Here is a 17,292-nt window from a genome sequence, read left to right as displayed (position 1 = left end):
TATACAAAAATATAATATTCAAGGCATTAATTCTTATTTAGTAGCTATTGTTCCCTTAACTATTTTATGTTTAATACTACCCAATTTTACCAGTAAGAATGAGTTTGGTGAAATGTCCTTCATCCTTGCTTCAGCTTTGGTGGTTATCTCTATTATTCTTTATGGCATATTTTTGTATGTTCAAACAAAAAGCCATAGTTACTTCTTTATCGATGAAGATAACGATCATACCGATGAACATCATAGTATTCTAGGTAGCAATACTTATCACTTTTTATTATTATTTGGCTATTTGATTGTGGTTATTTTTCTTGCCAAGAGTATTGCTATACCTATTGATGCAAGTATTGGACACTTAGGAGCACCGGCTGCATTAGGTGGGCTAGTCGTGGCATTGTTAGTACTCGCTCCTGAAGGTGTGGGGGCGATCAAAGCTTCTTTGAATAATCAGTTACAAAGAGCCATGAATTTATTCTTTGGATCGATATTGGCAACGATATCACTTACCGTACCAGCGGTCATTGTTATCTCTAATATGATTGGGGAACCGATTATATTAGGTTTAGAGCCCGCACAAATGATTCTGTTGATCGCAAGTTTAATGGTCGCAAGTATTAGCTTCAGACATGGAAAAACAAATATCCTTAATGGAGTCACTCACTTATTTTTATTCTTTATCTATATTGTACTGATTTTCGACTAACGCTTTCCTCCTCCATCATCGGCCTACGGCCGTATTGCTGGAGGAGTTGAGATCAAAGCTGAATAAAACCGGTTAAAGAGTACACATAGTAAGCGTCAGTTCGAGTTTTTATCGTAAAGTCATTGAATAAGCGTATAGTTTTGGTTATTTAACTCTGACCCTCTACCGATTAGGAAAGAAGCATAATGAAAAAAACAACGCGGATCATGGCGGCGAAAAAGCACGTCGCTTTAGTCGCTCATGATAACTACAAAGGTGAGCTACTACGTTGGGTGGTTGAAAACCAGTCTAAGCTTGAAAAACATGAACTGTACGCAACGGGCACGACTGGGCATATGCTCAATAAAGAAACCGGATTAGCGATTACCAGCATGATTAGCGGGCCAATGGGCGGCGATCAGCAATTAGGCGCTAAAATTGCCGAGGGGAAAATTGATGCCTTGATTTTCTTTTGGGATCCGCTTAACTCTGTACCGCATGATCCAGACGTTAAAGCTTTATTGCGCATTGCGAGTGTGTGGAATATTCCTGTAGCCACTAACCGCGCCACAGCAAAATTTCTTTTTAATTCCATACTCATGGAGCAAGAAGTCGAGATTGAAATCCCTGATTATCAGGCCTATCTTGCTGATAGAACGTAATGCACTTCACTCCATATCGATAAGCGACGATGGATCTTTAAATACTTTCGTGTGATCGATGAATGATGGCCGTAAGAGAAGAGGCGTGTTATCACGCCTCAATACCGACTCAGACCATCGCCTGCTGCGATAAAATCACTCTGCAACCGGCCTCTTCCATCGCTTGCCAAGCGTTATCAATATCACCTTGTGATAGATTAACGCCTCGACAAGCATCTTTAATGACCCAAGTTTTAAATCCTAATGACACAGCATCCAACGCAGTAAATTTCACGCAGTAATCTGTAGCCAGTCCGGCAATGTACACATCGCTGATCGCATGTTGCTGTAAATACTCGGCTAATCCTGTTGCATGGCGACGTTGGTTATCAAAAAAACCACTGTAGCTATCGATATCAAGATGAGTCCCTTTGTAGATAATATGTTCGATAGCATCGAGATTAAGGCCTGCGATAAACTCCGATCCGGCGGTATTTTGTACACAATGATCCGGCCATAATATCTGTTCAATGCCAGAGAGCATGATAACTTCTCCGGGTGTTTTACCTTGAGTAGAAGCAAAGCTCGCATGCCCTGCAGGATGCCAATCTTTAGTGGCAATCACATGATCAAAATGAGGCATTAATAAGTTAATCACTGGGACGACACTCTGCCCTTCAGGGACAGGCAAAGCACCATCGGACGCAAAATCATTTTGCACATCTACTAAAATCAAAGCCTTATACATACTATTCCTTTATTCATATCGATTTACTGACTGGATATCCCTCAGTGAGCAACTCTTGGATAAAACAAGAGCCATTACCGCTGTAAGTTATCCAGACTTTCTCTTTGGCTCGGGTCATGGCGACATAAAATAGACGGCGCTCTTCTGCAAATGGAAAATCCACTTTAGATTGGGTCAAGGCGCTATCTAAATGACGGGCTTTCACTCGCGCGGGAAACTGCCCTTCATTAACCGCTAAGATAATAACAAAATCGGCCTCTTTGCCTTTACTCGCATGACAGGTCATAAACTCAATTTGCAGTGAGGCATATCGCCGTTGCCATTCTGCCAGATGCTCTGGTTGATGATAATGGTTACGACCTAATAACAACACCTGTTTCGGCACTTTAGCCTGACGATTAAGTTTATCGAGTATTTTTTCAATTTGATTACTGGCACACAGGACAACCGCTCGCTGCTTCTGTGACTTAAAACTATTTAGCGTCTTGGGTAACTGATGAGGATTTTTCTGCACAAACTGATTGGCAACCAAACCAATTTGATCGTTAAAACGATAAGTCGTATCAAGATGATGAATGGTCGATTGCGGAAAACGCGCTGCAAATTCCGTGGTTAAGTGAACATCCGACCCCGCAAATTGATAAATCGACTGCCAATCATCCCCGACCGCAAATAAATTAGGATGATTAGGCCCCTGTTCACACAACGCTTGTATCAACGCCAAACGAGCAGGTGAAATGTCTTGATATTCATCAATCATGATGAATTTCCAAGGCACAGAAAATTTGCCTTTGCGTACATAATCCGTTGCTTGGCTGATCATGATATTAAAATCGATCTGCTGCTCATCTTTCAGCATTTGCTGCCATGCTTGGTAGCAAGGCCAACATAAAGCAAGCTCACTGTTCAAGCGAGGATAATCAACATGATCAATGATGTATTGCTGAATCGCTTTTTTCGTCGTGCCCAATTGGGCAAGTTGATCGAGTTGCTTTTCCAACCATGCGATCAATTTAGGGTTTTCAACGTGGCTGCCTAGCTCATCATCACCGACTAGATAAGCAATCGGCCACTGCGCCAAATGTTTCTGCCAACGCTTAAAGTTGGTAGGTGTCATCCAGTGGCGCTTTAACCAGTCCGTACACCATGCTTTTTTCAGCTTATCATCCAATGCCAACGGCGAAATCACGACGGATTGATTTTCCACTTGGTTAATGATCGACAACCCTAGTTGATGGAAGGTGTTAACACGAATCTTATCGGCGGCAAGACCAATCTTACTTTTTAAACGCTGATCCATTTCATTCGCGGCGTCTTTGCCAAAAGCCACCAACAATAGTTCATCCGCTTGCGCTAAGTGGCTCTGTAACAAATAAGCCACTCGAGCCGTGAGCACACTGGTTTTACCTGAACCCGCACCAGCAAGCACCAAGTTATGATCATCATTGATCAACACCGCTTGCTGCTGAGATACATTAAGCGGAGAGGATTCAAGTTGTGAAAAAAGAACCGTCCAATTTTGACGCTCAATGTCTAACCAAGCTTGATTGCGGGCTTGTAAGGCTTGATCGGGAGTCAGTAACCAAGGTACTAATGGCTCCATCGCATGAGGTAAATGTTTGATGGCTTCATCTAAACTCATGTTCATCGCGGTTAGATCAGCAAAAACGTGATTGATCCATTCCTCTAGCGGCGAATGCGGTAAAAAAGCTGGCAAATGTTGTAAATGATGCAGTTTTTGCTGCCATTGAGGTAAATGTAATCTCAATTGCTGACATTGCTGCTCAAGCCATTGTTGATAGACGTTGACAATATGATGCGCAAACTGTCGAGCTTGTGGCCAAGGCAAACCTTGTACAACCCAAACGCGTTGCGTATCTTGCTCTGGATGAGCAAAAAATCGTAACTCCGCCCACAAAATCCCGCGTCGCACCTTCACTTGTCCGTTCCAGACGGTAAAAGGAATCCGCTCTTCACTGTGCAACGAAGAAAGCACCAAACGCTGATTTTCTAAGCCAACATGGTGATATTCATTAGCAATAAAAAATTGTGCAGTTTGGGTTGCACTTAGCTGCATTTTCGGCGATTCCTCTCGATTTTATCGACCTACATCATAACTCAATCATCAATAGCAATGAAAAATTAATGTCAATAATCAACAACTCACTAAGACAGAATGATACTTTTATTATTCTTGATCAGAATGTTAGCGTAAAGTTCTGCTAAACTGTGTGTTTTAAGGTTTGACATCGAATCTCACTGTGCAGCGACTTCATTTACTTCGCCTTTATTGGGCAAACAAAACCATTAATTACTGCCTACTGATCCTGATCACGCTCTTAGGTGTTGTCATTCCCGCTTGGCACTATCAAGTTAACACTTGGATAACCCCCCTGATCCTTGGGGTCATTGCCGCCGCTTTAGCAGAGCAAGACGATAAATTTACTGGCCGCTTAAAATCGATCGTCCTGACCTTTATTTGTTTTGCGATAGCCGCCTTCTCTATCGAAATTTTATTTGATACACCGTGGCTATTTGCGATTGGACTCTTTATTTCAACCTTCACTTTTATCATGCTGGGTGCCATCGGTACTCGTTACGCCAGTATTGCCTTCGGCTCTTTATTGATCGCCATTTACGCCATGCTCGGTGCCGACCAAAGTACGAACCTTTGGTTCCAACCGTTACTATTACTGACGGGCAGCGCATGGTATTACCTTCTGTCAATGCTGTGGCACGCATTTTGGCCAATGCAACCTGTCCAACAAAGTTTAGCCAACGTATTTGTTCAACTCGGCCACTATTTTGAGGCTAAAGCCGAGTTATTTTATCCTGTCTCCAATTTAGCCCCCCAGCCACATCGAATTAATGAAGCCAATTTAAATGGAGCAACCGTTAACGCGCTGAACCAATGCAAAGCGACCTTGCTTGCCCGCTCAAAACGAGGGCATGTGGATGGTGCCAGTGACCGTTTCCTTGGTCTGTACTTTGTGGCGCAAGATATCCACGAGAGAGCCAGTTCGACCCATTATCGCTACCAAGAGCTCGCAGAGTCTTTTGCACGTAGTGATGTGCTGTTTCGTTTTAAGCATCTGTTGCAAGCTCAAGCGCAAGCCTGCCACGATATCGCTCTCTCTATTCAGCTCGGCCAACGCTATCAGCACCGTAGCGATTCGATCATCGCTTTAGACGAATTACAGCTCTCTTTGACATACTTACAAGAGCAACAACAGTTAGAGTGGAAGCAATTATTAGCTCAGCTCAGCTATTTGTTTAATAATCTTGCTACGGTTGAAAAACAGCTCAGTAACGTCAGTAATCCCGATGTGCAAAAGACCGAAGATGATGTCTTACATGATACGGAAGCACACTCTATAAAGGCCATGTGGCAACGAATTCAAGCCAACTTTCATCGCGACTCATTACTGTTTCGTCATGCCGTTCGTATGTCTATCGCTCTCACCGCTGGCTATGGGATTTTACAAGGATTGGATTTAGACCGTGGATACTGGATATTATTAACCACCTTATTTGTTTGTCAGCCTAACTACGCGGCAACACGGCAAAAGCTGGTTTCCCGTATTATTGGCACCCTCGCGGGGTTATTGATTGGCGTTCCTCTCCTAACACTTTTTCCCTCACAAGAGAGCCAGTTAGCATTTATTGTGATTTCCGGCGTGATGTTTTTCGCTTTTCGGCTCAATAACTACGGTTACGCGACCGGATTTATTACCTTATTAGTGCTGTTTTGTTTCAACCAGCTCGGTGCCGGTTACGCAGTGGTACTACCACGTTTAGCTGACACTCTGATTGGCTGTGCTCTTGCTGTTGCCGCGGTGGTGTTTATTTTTCCAGACTGGCAGTCAAAACGGCTACATAAGGTCATGGCCGAAGCCGTCCAAGCCAATAAACAATATTTAGCGCAAATCATTGGTCAATATCGTATCGGTAAAAAGGACAGTCTGAGTTATCGGATTGCACGACGTGATGCCCATAATCACGATGCTGCGCTTGCTGCAGCGGTCAGTAATATGCTCGCAGAACCGGGAAAGTATCGATCGGCAACCGATGAAAGCTTTCGTTTTTTAACCCTCAATCATGCATTACTGAGTTATATATCAGCGCTCGGCGCACACCGCACTCGAATCGATGATGAAAGCATCCATCAATTAGTGCTCGATGCCCATCGAGTTATTCATCAACATCTTGAAGTGTTGTATCAGCAATTATTTACCCATTGTGAACAGTGTGATACCAGCGATATCGACAATATTGGCTTGGAGAAACGGCTTTCTGAATGGCGAGAAGAGGATGATAGCTCTGCACGTATGGTGCTACAGCAGCTATATCTTATTTATCGAATGTTTCCAGAACTGCATTCTCTGGCGAGTAAATTTGCCGTCCGAGTGCATTGATAGTGAATAGCAACCACGACTCACCCGCGATGGGATAAAGTTGCACTCCAAGACGGACCAGAGTATGCTAAAAAAAACAGCGAGGAAGTATTATGTCTGTCTCTGCCGTCTCTTCTGGTTATCCTATTCTTCAGCAGTCATCAAAAATGGCTGGCGAAGCGGCGCATGAAATTCAACAGGCTCAAATCCACACTTCTCGCGCATCGCAAGACCCTGCTTTGCAGCGCAATTCTCTTGAAGAGAAACCCACTCCCCCAAGCAAAAAGCCTGATACGGTTAACGCATTAATGAATCTCAACCAAGCTCAACAATACAATCGTGTTGGAGCAAGCGTCATTCAACGTGAACAAGAGATGATCGGTAGCTTACTGGATGTTCGTGTATAATCCCTCGCTCAGCGATAATCAGTCATCATCAACTGATGCCATTGACTACCATAAATTGTCAGCACCGATGACTAGTTATTGAGTTTGCTGATTCGCTCAGTACAATGCTCGAAAAAATTTTAATTGTGATCTCTATGCCCAAATTTACTCTGCCATCGTGCGGAGAAAGTCACGCTTTCTCTGCGCTTTCATCTGCTGATTCATTACAAGATGCCTTAGCACCGCATTTTGAGCCAGCGAGCAAGACGCTGATCGCAAGCTCAAAAATGACCCCACACCATGTAGAAAAACGTTGGCAAGCCCTTAACCAACCTGAAGCACAGGCACAATTATGGGACGACCAGACTCAGCGTGATCTCACTCATTACAGTAAAAATATTGAATATTTTATCGGCACCGTAAAAGTCCCTGTTGGTATGGCCGGTCCGCTACGAGTCAATGGACTGCATGCGAACGACGACTTTTTGATCCCTTTAGCGACGACTGAAGCTGCGTTAGTTGCTTCTTATCATCGAGGATGTAAATTGATCACCGCCGCTGGCGGAACCAGCGTGATGCTATTAAATGAAGGCGTTACGCGTACTCCAGTCTTTGCTTTTGATCATCTTGCGCAAGCCGGGCAATTTATCGCTTGGGTAACCACACAGTATGAGCATTTTAAACAGCTTGCTCAGGCAACGACCGCCCACGGTCAACTGCATGATATTAACGTCACCATGGAAGGTAACCACGTTTATCTGGTGTTTGATTACCTAACCGGCGATGCCTGCGGGCAAAATATGGTGACCATCGCCACTAACGCTGTCTTTGAATTTATCGTCCATCATTCTCCTATTAAGCCGCGACATGCTTTTTTGGATGGCAATTTATCGGGTGATAAAAAAGCCAATAGCCATGTTTTACGTCATGTACGCGGTAAAAAAGTCACCGCGGAAGTGCATCTCTCCGCGGAACTGATCAAAAAATACCTGCATACCACTCCTGAAACGATGGTGAAATTTGCCGAAATGACTACGATTGGAGGAGTACTGAGCGGTAGCGTTGGCATCAATGCACATTATGCAAATGCTCTCACCGCTTTCTCTATTGCTTGTGGTCAAGACCCGGCTTGTGTGGCGGAATCTGCCGTGGGAATAACGCGGATGGAGCTCAACTCACAAGGCGGATTGTACGCTTGTGTTACGTTACCGAACTTGATGGTCGGCACCGTCGGTGGTGGCACCTCACTGCCTAGCCAAAAAGCGTGCTTAGCACTACTTGGGCTAACGGGAAGCGGTAACGCACGAGCCTTAGCCGAAGTGGTGGCAGGTTTATGTTTAGCAGGAGAGCTATCGATTGCTGGGGCTTTCAGCGCAGGGCATTTTTCAAGAGCCCACCATAAACTTGCGCGCTGATCCATCCATAAAGGGAAGGTTACCCTTCCCTTTCCTAACGCAGCTTGAACTCAGCGTCACCTAGGGATGAGTTAACACAATATCTCGCTGGGTAACACTCACCCCTTTAATCTGGGCATAAACCTGCATACCAACGTATAAACCTAGCTCTTGTAACGCCCATTCGGTGATGGTTGACCATAGCCAACAGTCATCGCCGATCGTTAATTGCAAAGCAACACTTTTGCGTCCTTCTCCTTGCTGGAGATGCTCGATACGTGTGATTCTGACTGGTAAAATATTGCGAATTGAGGTCGCTTGAGGAAACTGTCGCGTCACTGACACATCAGTAGCACGGATTTGCAAACGAACTCTCTGCCCCTCTACCGCATCTTCAATTTGCTGTACCCATAAACCAACATCCTGACTCAAAGAGACATAGCTCAGCCCATAATCGAGACGATGATGAGTAACCTTGCCCAATAACAAAGTACTTTGTTCACTAAACGATTGCCATGGACGCATCAACGAGGAGGACCATACCTGCTCAATCGGTCCCGATATCAGTTCTCGTCCTTGATCTAATAACACTAGGTGATCCGCTAAACGCAAAATCTCACTCATGCTGTGAGTCACATACAAGATGGGAATGTTGATCTGCTGACCAAGGCGCTCTAAAAAAGGCATGACTTCTCTCTTGCGAGGTAAATCTAACGAAGCCAGAGGCTCATCCATCAACAATAAGTCTGGTTTGGATAATAAAGCCCGCCCCATCGCGACTCGCTGTTTTTCACCCCCCGATAAATCATGCGGATAACGTTCCAATAACGCATTTAAACCTAACAAACTCACTATCGACGTAAAATAGTCATCGTCAGCCACCGATACACCATAAGTCAGGTTACCACGCACCCGATAATGAGGAAAAAGTCTCGCCTCTTGAAAAACATAGCCAATTCGACGCCCCTCAATAGGAATATTAACCCCTTGCTCAGAATCAAATAACACTCGATTCGCTGTTTTTATATAACCGGAATCGGGTTGTTCTAACCCACTAAACAAGTTAATTAACGTCGTTTTTCCAGCACCTGAACGACCAAAGATGGCACTGACACCACGACTGGGTAAGCGCAAATCGACATCAACCTGCATACAACCAAGCTGCTTTTTCACTTTTAGATGGATGTCAGTCATTACTTCATCCCCAATCGACGACGCATACGCCGATTCAACCATTCAGAAAAAAACAGCGACACCAAGGCAATCACAATCGAAATAATACACAAACGCGCCGCTTCCATTTCTGAGCCAGGAGTCTCAAGAAAATTGAACATCGCTAATGGTAGGGTTTGTGTTTCTCCCGGAATGTTCGAGACAAAACTGATCGTCGCACCAAACTCACCGAGACTGCGCGCAAAAGAGAGCATAGTGCCGGTAATAATCCCAGGTAAAGTCAGCGGTAAGGTGATAGTAAAAAAAACTTTCAGCGGCGACGCCCCTAATGTGCGCGCGGCTTGCTCAAGCCGAGGATCAACCATTTCAATACTCAAACGAATCGCTCTGACCATTAAAGGTAAAGAAATCACAAAACAAGCGAGTACGGCTCCACGCCAGCTAAAGCTAAAAGACACACCGAGCCATGTCTCTAACCAGCGACCAATGACGCCTTGTTTGCCCATAGTAATTAACAATAGATAGCCCACCACAATCGGGGGTAGTACCAACGGGAGGTGAATAAGACTGTCGAGGAGACCTTTACCAATGAAAGTTTTTCTCGCCAATACCCAAGCAAGGATAATACCAATCGGTAACAACCAAATAATGGTATAAGTAGCGACTTTCAGACTGAGTTGCAGAGCAAGCCATTCATAATCACTGAGCAAACTGTTCATGCTCCATGTCTGTCGTAAAACCGTAACGAGCCAATATCGATTTTCCAACCGGTGACGTGACGTAATCAATAAAAGTTTGATTACTGGATTTATCACTCAGTCTTAGCAAAGGATAATGAATCGTATCGTGTAAGCTGTCATCAAACACGGTTAAGGTCGTGACTTTATCCGTCGATTGAGCATCCGTTTGATAAACCATACCTAATGCGACCTCACCACGCTCCACGAGAGCCAGTGCTGAACGGGCATTATTGGTCGGAGCCAAATGAGGTCGAACGTCATCCCAAACATCCAGTGCGTCCAGTACCTGCTGAGCATAAATACCAATAGGTACGGCCTCCGTATTACCAACCGCCAAACGACTTTTGGCTAATCGCTGTAGCCATTGCTGCGAGTCAGCGACATCAAATGGTGCAGAGGAAGCCGTAGCAGGCTGGATCAACACCACACGGTTACCTGCAATTAAAGTTACATGCTCAGGACCGATATCTTGCTTATCGATCAGATACCGTGCCCAGTCATCGCTCGCTGCCAAAAACAGATCCGCAGGCGCACCGCGCTCAATTTGTCGGGCCAAAGAAGAAGATCCACCAAAGACCGGCACGACCCTTGTGGTATGGCTCGCCTGATAGTGCTTAATCAATTCGTTGACGGCGTTGGTCATCGATGAAGCGGCATACAAATGAAGCGTCTCTTGAGCAAACAATGATGGACTGAATGACAGTAGCAATAATGAAAACGCACATTTTAAACCTTTGAACATAGTGATATCGCTTCCCTAAATGGCGACCAAAACGGGTTAAGCAAAGTTCGAACTTTGGTTAACCGCTCATTTTGCGCCTATTTTACCAGCAAAGTCTGAATAGAAGATTGATTAATTTACTGAAATGGCCTGTAATTCGCATACGATTATTGTATCTTTACGCTTTCTTCTTCTTAGGATGAATATTTCATGCTCACAAGACTCTCTAGCAGCCTTCTTTTATTGTTGGCAATACTGACCTCTCATGCTGCTTTCGCCAACAATTTTAACTACAACTTTTTTGAAATCAGAACGGCATTAAACCCCGAGTCATTCGGGGGAGAGTTTAATACCTATTTTACCGAAAATTCGCACCTCATTGGCCGAGTCGATTCGCGTTTTGAGGGCGATTGGGATGCCGCCGTCGGAATGGGGTTCAATGGTCCAATTAATCCTTTTGCCGATATCTATGGACAAATGCTCGTCCACAGCACACGAGGCAGTCGTGAAGAAGGCAATAAAAACGATATGATGATCGAGCTCAACGTCGGTACTCGTGTTTGGTTAACCGAAACCTTAGAAGGGCATCTGCGTATTGGCCGTAATGAAGATAACTCGATATTTATCGCGGGCATCCGCTTCCACTCAACCCAACAAATGGCATTAACGGCTGAAGTCCGCAATGCTGGTATTTGGGGACCGCAAATTGGTATGGGGGTTCGCTTCCATTTTTAATGGGTTAGCACAACAAATCTCCCCTGCATAAGATCGACTTGAGCGCTGATCGTTCCAAAACTATCAGCGCTCTGAATTAGCACGTTGTTGTTTAAAAAAGCACAGCGCTTGATAAAACATCTCTTCTTTGAGCGGCTTCACTAATACGTATTCCGCTCCGGCCTCAATGAAGGCTTGTTGTGTCTCTAGCAAGCCATCGGCCGTACAGGCAAAGATCGGTAACGACAGTTTCATCTCATGCCGAATGATTCGTGCGGTATCAATGCCCCCTAAATACGGTAACTGATTGTCCATAAAAATCAGATCGTAATCTTGTTCCTTTACCCGCTCAATGGCTTGTAAACCATCACTCACCCAATCGACCTGTATTGAATATTTCTGACAAAATGCTTGTAAAATAAAAGCATTCGTACGGTTATCCTCTACCAATAATGCGCGTATAGGCTGAGTAAATAATTGATAGCGATCCGTATTAGTCTGTTCGACGTCGCTCAATTCCTCATTCACGACAATACGAATAGGAAACAGCAAATCAAAGCGCGTACCATAACCAACCTCTGATTTTACCGTGATCTCACCATGCAATAATTCAACTAAACTGCTGACTATCGATAAGCCTAAACCACTGCCTCCGTATTCCCGAGTCGTGGTCGATTCTGCTTGTACAAAAGGGTCAAAAATACGCTGTAAATCCGTCGCCGCAATCCCGATCCCCGTATCTTCTATGCTAATCATTAACTTATCGATGCCGCCTTGTTGAATAAGCGCTAATTTAATGCAAATCGACCCCTGATGAGTAAACTTAACGGCATTACTGAGTAAATTGAATAAAATCTGATTTAAGCGTATTTGATCGCTGTGTAAGCGAATTTCCGGTTCAATCGCGCACTCAATCATCAACTCAAGTCCCTTCTCTTTGCATAAAGGGTTATAGATACGCCGAATCGCTGAAACCATAGCTACGACTGGGAAATCACTATTTTGGATCAGAAATTTTCCCTGCTCAATTTTTGAAAAATCAAGGATATCATTCAAAACAGCGAGCAGATGCTCACCGCTGCTGCACAATACATTGACTAACTCTTGCTGCTCCTGAGTGAGCGAATTTTGTTTTAATAATTGAGAAGCGCCTAAAATACCGTTTAACGGCGTCCGCAATTCATGGCTCATTTTGGCGAGAAAATCAGCCCGTAATCGAGCGGACTCTTCCGCTTGTTCACGAGCAAGGCGACTTTGCTGCTCCGCTTCCACCATCGACGTGATATCTTGTCCTTGAGTAATGATCGAAACAATCCGCTCATCCAATATGATCGGTGATAATTCCCATAAAATGGTTTTACCATCGAACTCTGTTTTGAGCGCTTTGACAATATTACCTTGTGCCGCTTGCTGAACCGCGATAATCAACTGAGGCTTAACGCGGGCAAAAAGAGAATGCTGTTGAGAATAATGACTCAAGAAATAAGCCTCAGCCGACGGATTCATACGAATCAAACCGCCCTGGGCCGTCCACAATAGCGTCGGCGATAACGAAAAATTAAAGAGATCCTCAAACTGTTTTTCTTGTTCGGCCAGTTGATGAAAGGTGCTTTCTAACGTACGTCCAAAGTGATCAAACTCAACAATTTGAGAACCAGGGAAATAGGCACCTTCACGTAGCTCAACCACTTGATGGGTATAAGACATTAAGCGCGTCATTTCGTTTTCAATTTTACGTTGTAGCCACCAACGAACAATAATGAAAACGAAAGCGATCGCCGCAACGACAGCAAACATCCAAAATAAGTAATTATTACGTAGAGCGAGCGCATTTTGGTTACTCTGCACAGCGTATACCGTGAGAACGGTTGGCGCTCCGGCTAAAGTTAATGGCGTGCGACTAACCACATACTTGCCATGGATGTCGTAACCTTCTTCGCCTTCTTTGACCACCTCATCCACTTGATAAGCTTCTGTCCCTATCAATGTCGAGGCTAAAACATCACCTCCCGAAGCAAGTACCAGTTGCTGTGAGTCACTGCGCTCACGTAAGTTCTCCGCTAAGGTAACATTATTATTCAGCACCACACTGATGTATAAAAAACCTAGGGATTCACCACTCACGGTATCAATAATCGGCGTACGGCGAACCAAAAGATACACATCGCCAATTAAAGATCGCGTAGTGATTAAGTGCCAATCATGGCTAAACGCGACTTGTTCAATGATATGGATAAACGTGTTGTCAGTTAAACCATAAAACTGGGCATTACCATCATCCCAGATCGGCTGAGTAACATTAGCAATAAACCGAAAGTCCGCCATATGGCTGATATCACTGCGATCAACACTGAGAAAATACTGTTCAAGCTCATTAGTTAAGTGGCCATGTAAGGCATGAACTAAAGTGGCATTTTTCGCACTGCTGTCTTGATGAATTTTTAAAATGGTCAGACGATAATTAAATATATTCTGGATCAAATTCGCCGTTTGATTGGTGGTCCGTATCACTTCTTGCGTAATTAATCGGCTACTAACTTGATAAGTATGAAATAAAATACCGAGCGTTAACACGCTCAATGCCATCACGATGGCTCGGCTAATCAGGGTGGCCATATGCCTTTTTTTATCAGCCACGATGGGTCTCGGCACTGCAATTACCTCCCGTCATGATTAGCGATCAGAATATCGAAACGCACGTTGTTTGAGTCGTTCAATGTGTTCAGTAGTGGTATTTTGAGTCACCAGTTCAAATTCACCAGAGTAAACCAGTGGCACTGGCAAACCAGCCAGATCTCGTTTGATGGCTTCTGCCATCGCAATGCCCGTATCGTCATTCATACGCATGACGGTGACCGCTAATCGGCCATCTTGCAATACCTCAAGCTCTGCCGAACCTCCTCCCCAGCCATTGAGATAGATATCTTCACGTTCAAGTTCTCGCAAGGCTTGTGCTGCTCCAAGCGCAATATCGGTCGAACAAGCATAGAGAAAGGTAATTTGAGGATTATTACTAACGATATCGAGCGTCGCTTGATAGCCGCTCTCCATCGTGGCGGTGGTGTAGTAAGACGAGGCTAAATGAAAACGGTGTTTGACATTATGGATAAAACTGTCTCCACGCGCTTCACTGATGTACCCTTCTGAAAAATATAACACCGCATAATCTGCGCCTTGTGGCAGCTTGCGTTGGTAAAACTCAGCCAAATGCTGAGCGCCAATTTCATGGTCAAACCCAACATACAATAAAGGCTGACGACCTTGCCAATCACGAATGGGCGTGGTGATATTTTGTAAAATGACTTTTGTCTCAGAGGTATGCAGTAGATGATCAATAAATTTTCGATGGCGCATGGTATCTAAGGTAAAAATCAGATAATCGTTTTTATTTTGCATCGCTTCCATTAAGGAGATACTTTGCTGACGGGCATCTAAGCTAGGTCGAGTAAAAACTTGGTGTAATTGATATGTAATGCCAAGCTCATGCATACGAGCTTCAAACGCTTTAATATTACGAGACCAATAGTCCGACACTTGCTGACCGGGATAGATGACTGAAATCGTGACTGGGCGAGTTTGAGCTAGAGGTAGGGGTTCGGCTCGAGTCTGGACACTTTTCGCCAATAAATCGGTTAATGTCTGTTGCTCGGGATGTGCCTCTAAAAACGCTTGATAGGACCAGTAATCACTCAGCAGTTGTGAGGGATTAGCGAACACGGCCATAGGAAACCAACTCAGTAACACGATCAGCAGTCTTATTTTCATCCCACTTGTTATTCCTTATGGCTCGGTTTCGGTTATCTGCAACTCAGCGATCAGGAAACATCAAATCCCCCCATAACTAAACGCTCTTTTTGCGCTTTGCTCAGGCATTTGATCCGATGTTCTAATTGCAAAGCTTGGCTTTTACTCGGTCCAACATGGTGCTGCCACACTAAGCTGAGCGGGCCTTTACCACGTAAAGCTTTAGCGCCACATCCCTGCTGATGCTGGATAAAACGTCGATTGATGTCGGTTGTTATCCCACAATATAGTGCATTTTTCGATGTTCGGATCAAATAGACCCACCAATCTGAGTGTTGAATGGGAGCTGACATACTTAATGATTGGCGATCAACGCACGTAATTCAGCCACTTCATGACGTAACATCGCCACTTGTTGCTCCAGTTCATCAATACGTGATAATGGTAACTCCGTCTCTGTACTCGCAGCGACACTGTGCGTATCGACTTCACCGCAGAATAAATGGTGATAACGCGATTCTCGTTTCCCGGGTTCGCGAGCTAACTTAACCACTAAACCGCGTTCTAGTAACTGTTCTAAAATACTTTCGGTTTCTTTCACATCATTAAAATGGCACAAACGGTTGGTACGAGTGCGCAATTCCCCCGGTGTTTGTGGACCACGCAACAGCAAACAACAGATAACCGCTAATTCTTGGCTATTGAGTTTTAAATCGCCAAACTCTGTATTACAAAAACGATGCTGATATTTAGGTGTACGACGATTAAAACTACTTTCATCACTGACAAGGCGACGGGCAATCAGCGCTTCAACCGTATCTTGCACCTGTGCCTCAGACAAATTCAACACGGGATCGCGATTACTTTTTTGATTACAAGCGGTCACCAAACTGTTCAGTGTTAACGGATAATATTCTGGCGTCGTGATCTCTTTTTCGATCAGACAACCAATAACTCGTGCTTCTAAAGCAGACAGTTCGCTATGCATGTTAATTTCCTTCTAGTTAGAATCTGTACCTTGTACAGTCAATTAGTGTTCAAGCATCAAACTCAATCGTATGACTCTTCCTTGCTCATCAATCACGATCACCTTCGAGCGGTTTAACTCAATCTCACTGGCTAATAACTGTTCTCTTTCGTGAAGATAAGCTTGGCGAAGCTGTTGATGTGCTTTGCTTTCATGGTGTGACGCAGGTGGTTTAGGAATGACAATGTCTGAAAAACTGAGTGGCAAAGTATTGTCCTGTTATACGTTAAGGCAAAGATAAGTAACTCAATAACGGAGACCAGCGAGAGCAATAGGCGTACTCTATCCCCATACGCTGAGATAATCCATGAAACCGAGCAAATACCGCTGGTTACCGCTTTAAGTAGGAAGGGTATAACGTATTTCAAGCAAACAATACAAGCCCCTATACAATAAAATCTACGCCCTGGCCATTTATTGGTGATTTCTTAGTCAATACTGAGGGAGGTTTGATCTTAGGTCTGTTATGCGCCTTTGCAATGTGTTTTAATTTCTCTGCCCACGTTACCTCAAGAGGCAACGCATTCGTACCACGCTGAATTTAGCGTCTTGATATCACTTGGGTAGATAGTGGCACTCATTATAGGAAAGGGATCTATGAACAGCGTATTTGAAATTGTGAGCTTGGCTCGTCGTAAGAACAAACTAAAGCGTGAACTACTCGATAACGAGAAAAAGGTTCGCGATAACCGTAAACGTGTCGATTTACTTGAAAACTTAGTCGATTACATCAAACCGGATATGACTCAAGAAGAGATCATTGAGATTGTGAAAAACATGAAGTCTGACTACGAAGATCGCGTCGATGATCACATCATTAAAAGTGCTGAAATTTCTAAAGAGCGTCGTGATATTAGCCGCCGAATCCGTGAGTTAACGGAACAAGATAAGCTCATGACTCAAGGTGGCGCTAAAAAAAGTATATGAT

General features: G+C 44.2%; 17 protein-coding genes. 7 read left to right on the top strand and 10 right to left on the bottom strand.

Annotated features, from left to right (window positions below; genetic code table 11):
- Positions 1-703 (top strand): calcium:proton antiporter (locus CAG60_RS06000; protein ID WP_443275562.1); only part of this gene is annotated, 703 nt, incomplete at its 5' end.
- Between the two features lie 185 nt (positions 704-888).
- Complete coding sequence (locus CAG60_RS05995; RefSeq protein WP_004396666.1) at positions 889-1,344, top strand: methylglyoxal synthase; 456 nt, start codon at positions 889-891, stop codon at positions 1,342-1,344.
- 109 nt (positions 1,345-1,453) lie between these two features.
- Here CAG60_RS05995 and pncA read toward each other — a convergent pair whose 3' ends face one another.
- Together pncA and helD are read right to left on the bottom strand one after the other, a co-directional pair.
- A complete protein-coding gene (pncA, locus tag CAG60_RS05990) occupies positions 1,454-2,071 on the bottom strand; it encodes a bifunctional nicotinamidase/pyrazinamidase (RefSeq protein ID WP_004396667.1) in 618 nt (205 codons plus the stop codon).
- 13 nt (positions 2,072-2,084) lie between these two features.
- The gene (helD, locus tag CAG60_RS05985) at positions 2,085-4,148 is read right to left on the bottom strand and encodes a DNA helicase IV (protein WP_161438487.1); all 2,064 of its coding nucleotides are present in this window, start codon (positions 4,146-4,148) and stop codon (positions 2,085-2,087) included.
- Between the two features lie 184 nt (positions 4,149-4,332).
- Between helD and yccS the strand changes: the two genes are divergently transcribed.
- The 3 genes from yccS (at position 4,333) to CAG60_RS05970 (ending at position 8,266) form a co-directional block, all read left to right on the top strand.
- Complete coding sequence (gene yccS, locus CAG60_RS05980) at positions 4,333-6,486, top strand: YccS family putative transporter (RefSeq protein ID WP_004396669.1); 2,154 nt, start codon at positions 4,333-4,335, stop codon at positions 6,484-6,486.
- Between the two features lie 92 nt (positions 6,487-6,578).
- Positions 6,579-6,872, top strand: coding sequence for a hypothetical protein (locus CAG60_RS05975; protein WP_004396670.1), 294 nt, complete (start codon positions 6,579-6,581; stop codon positions 6,870-6,872).
- A gap of 134 nt (positions 6,873-7,006) precedes the next feature.
- Entirely contained in the window at positions 7,007-8,266 is a 1,260-nt protein-coding gene (locus CAG60_RS05970; RefSeq protein WP_004396671.1) for a hydroxymethylglutaryl-CoA reductase, read from the top strand.
- Between the two features lie 60 nt (positions 8,267-8,326).
- On the opposite strand, the gene modC is transcribed toward CAG60_RS05970, so the two are convergent.
- Genes modC through modA form a run of 3 tightly spaced genes read right to left on the bottom strand, consistent with a single transcriptional unit; the run spans position 8,327 to position 10,900 of the window.
- On the bottom strand, positions 8,327-9,439 hold the full coding sequence (gene modC, locus CAG60_RS05965) for a molybdenum ABC transporter ATP-binding protein ModC (protein WP_161438486.1): 1,113 nt from the start codon (positions 9,437-9,439) through the stop codon (positions 8,327-8,329).
- Positions 9,439-10,137, bottom strand: coding sequence for a molybdate ABC transporter permease subunit (modB, locus tag CAG60_RS05960; protein ID WP_050782752.1), 699 nt, complete (start codon positions 10,135-10,137; stop codon positions 9,439-9,441). The genes modC and modB overlap by 1 nt, the downstream gene beginning before the upstream one ends.
- Positions 10,118-10,900, bottom strand: coding sequence for a molybdate ABC transporter substrate-binding protein (modA, locus tag CAG60_RS05955; protein ID WP_158137236.1), 783 nt, complete (start codon positions 10,898-10,900; stop codon positions 10,118-10,120). The genes modB and modA overlap by 20 nt, the downstream gene beginning before the upstream one ends.
- A gap of 189 nt (positions 10,901-11,089) precedes the next feature.
- On the opposite strand from modA, the gene CAG60_RS05950 reads away from it, so the two are divergent.
- Positions 11,090-11,614 carry a hypothetical protein gene (locus CAG60_RS05950; RefSeq protein ID WP_161438485.1) on the top strand — a complete coding sequence of 175 codons (525 nt, stop codon included), beginning with the start codon at positions 11,090-11,092 and terminating at the stop codon, positions 11,612-11,614.
- Between the two features lie 63 nt (positions 11,615-11,677).
- On the opposite strand, the gene CAG60_RS05945 is transcribed toward CAG60_RS05950, so the two are convergent.
- From CAG60_RS05945 to CAG60_RS05925, 5 genes are read right to left on the bottom strand one after another with little or no spacing between them, the layout of a single operon-like run.
- Positions 11,678-14,209 carry a LuxQ periplasmic sensor domain-containing protein gene (locus CAG60_RS05945; RefSeq protein ID WP_161438488.1) on the bottom strand — a complete coding sequence of 844 codons (2,532 nt, stop codon included), beginning with the start codon at positions 14,207-14,209 and terminating at the stop codon, positions 11,678-11,680.
- Between the two features lie 57 nt (positions 14,210-14,266).
- The gene (locus CAG60_RS05940; protein ID WP_161438484.1) at positions 14,267-15,358 is read right to left on the bottom strand and encodes a substrate-binding domain-containing protein; all 1,092 of its coding nucleotides are present in this window, start codon (positions 15,356-15,358) and stop codon (positions 14,267-14,269) included.
- A gap of 50 nt (positions 15,359-15,408) precedes the next feature.
- Complete coding sequence (locus tag CAG60_RS05935; protein WP_161438483.1) at positions 15,409-15,690, bottom strand: GIY-YIG nuclease family protein; 282 nt, start codon at positions 15,688-15,690, stop codon at positions 15,409-15,411.
- 2 nt (positions 15,691-15,692) lie between these two features.
- Complete coding sequence (locus tag CAG60_RS05930; RefSeq protein ID WP_004396678.1) at positions 15,693-16,325, bottom strand: YceH family protein; 633 nt, start codon at positions 16,323-16,325, stop codon at positions 15,693-15,695.
- Between the two features lie 42 nt (positions 16,326-16,367).
- Positions 16,368-16,571, bottom strand: coding sequence for a hypothetical protein (locus CAG60_RS05925; protein WP_040905109.1), 204 nt, complete (start codon positions 16,569-16,571; stop codon positions 16,368-16,370).
- 390 nt (positions 16,572-16,961) lie between these two features.
- Between CAG60_RS05925 and CAG60_RS05920 the strand changes: the two genes are divergently transcribed.
- Positions 16,962-17,291, top strand: coding sequence for a DUF496 family protein (locus CAG60_RS05920; RefSeq protein WP_161438482.1), 330 nt, complete (start codon positions 16,962-16,964; stop codon positions 17,289-17,291).
- Position 17,292 lies beyond the last annotated feature (1 nt).

This window comes from Vibrio sp. V33_P6A3T137, assembly GCF_009904835.1.
GTDB lineage: Bacteria > Pseudomonadota > Gammaproteobacteria > Enterobacterales > Vibrionaceae > Vibrio > Vibrio metschnikovii.
The sequence above is the reverse complement of the archived record's forward strand: the minus strand, read 5'-3'. Positions and strand labels throughout refer to the sequence as shown.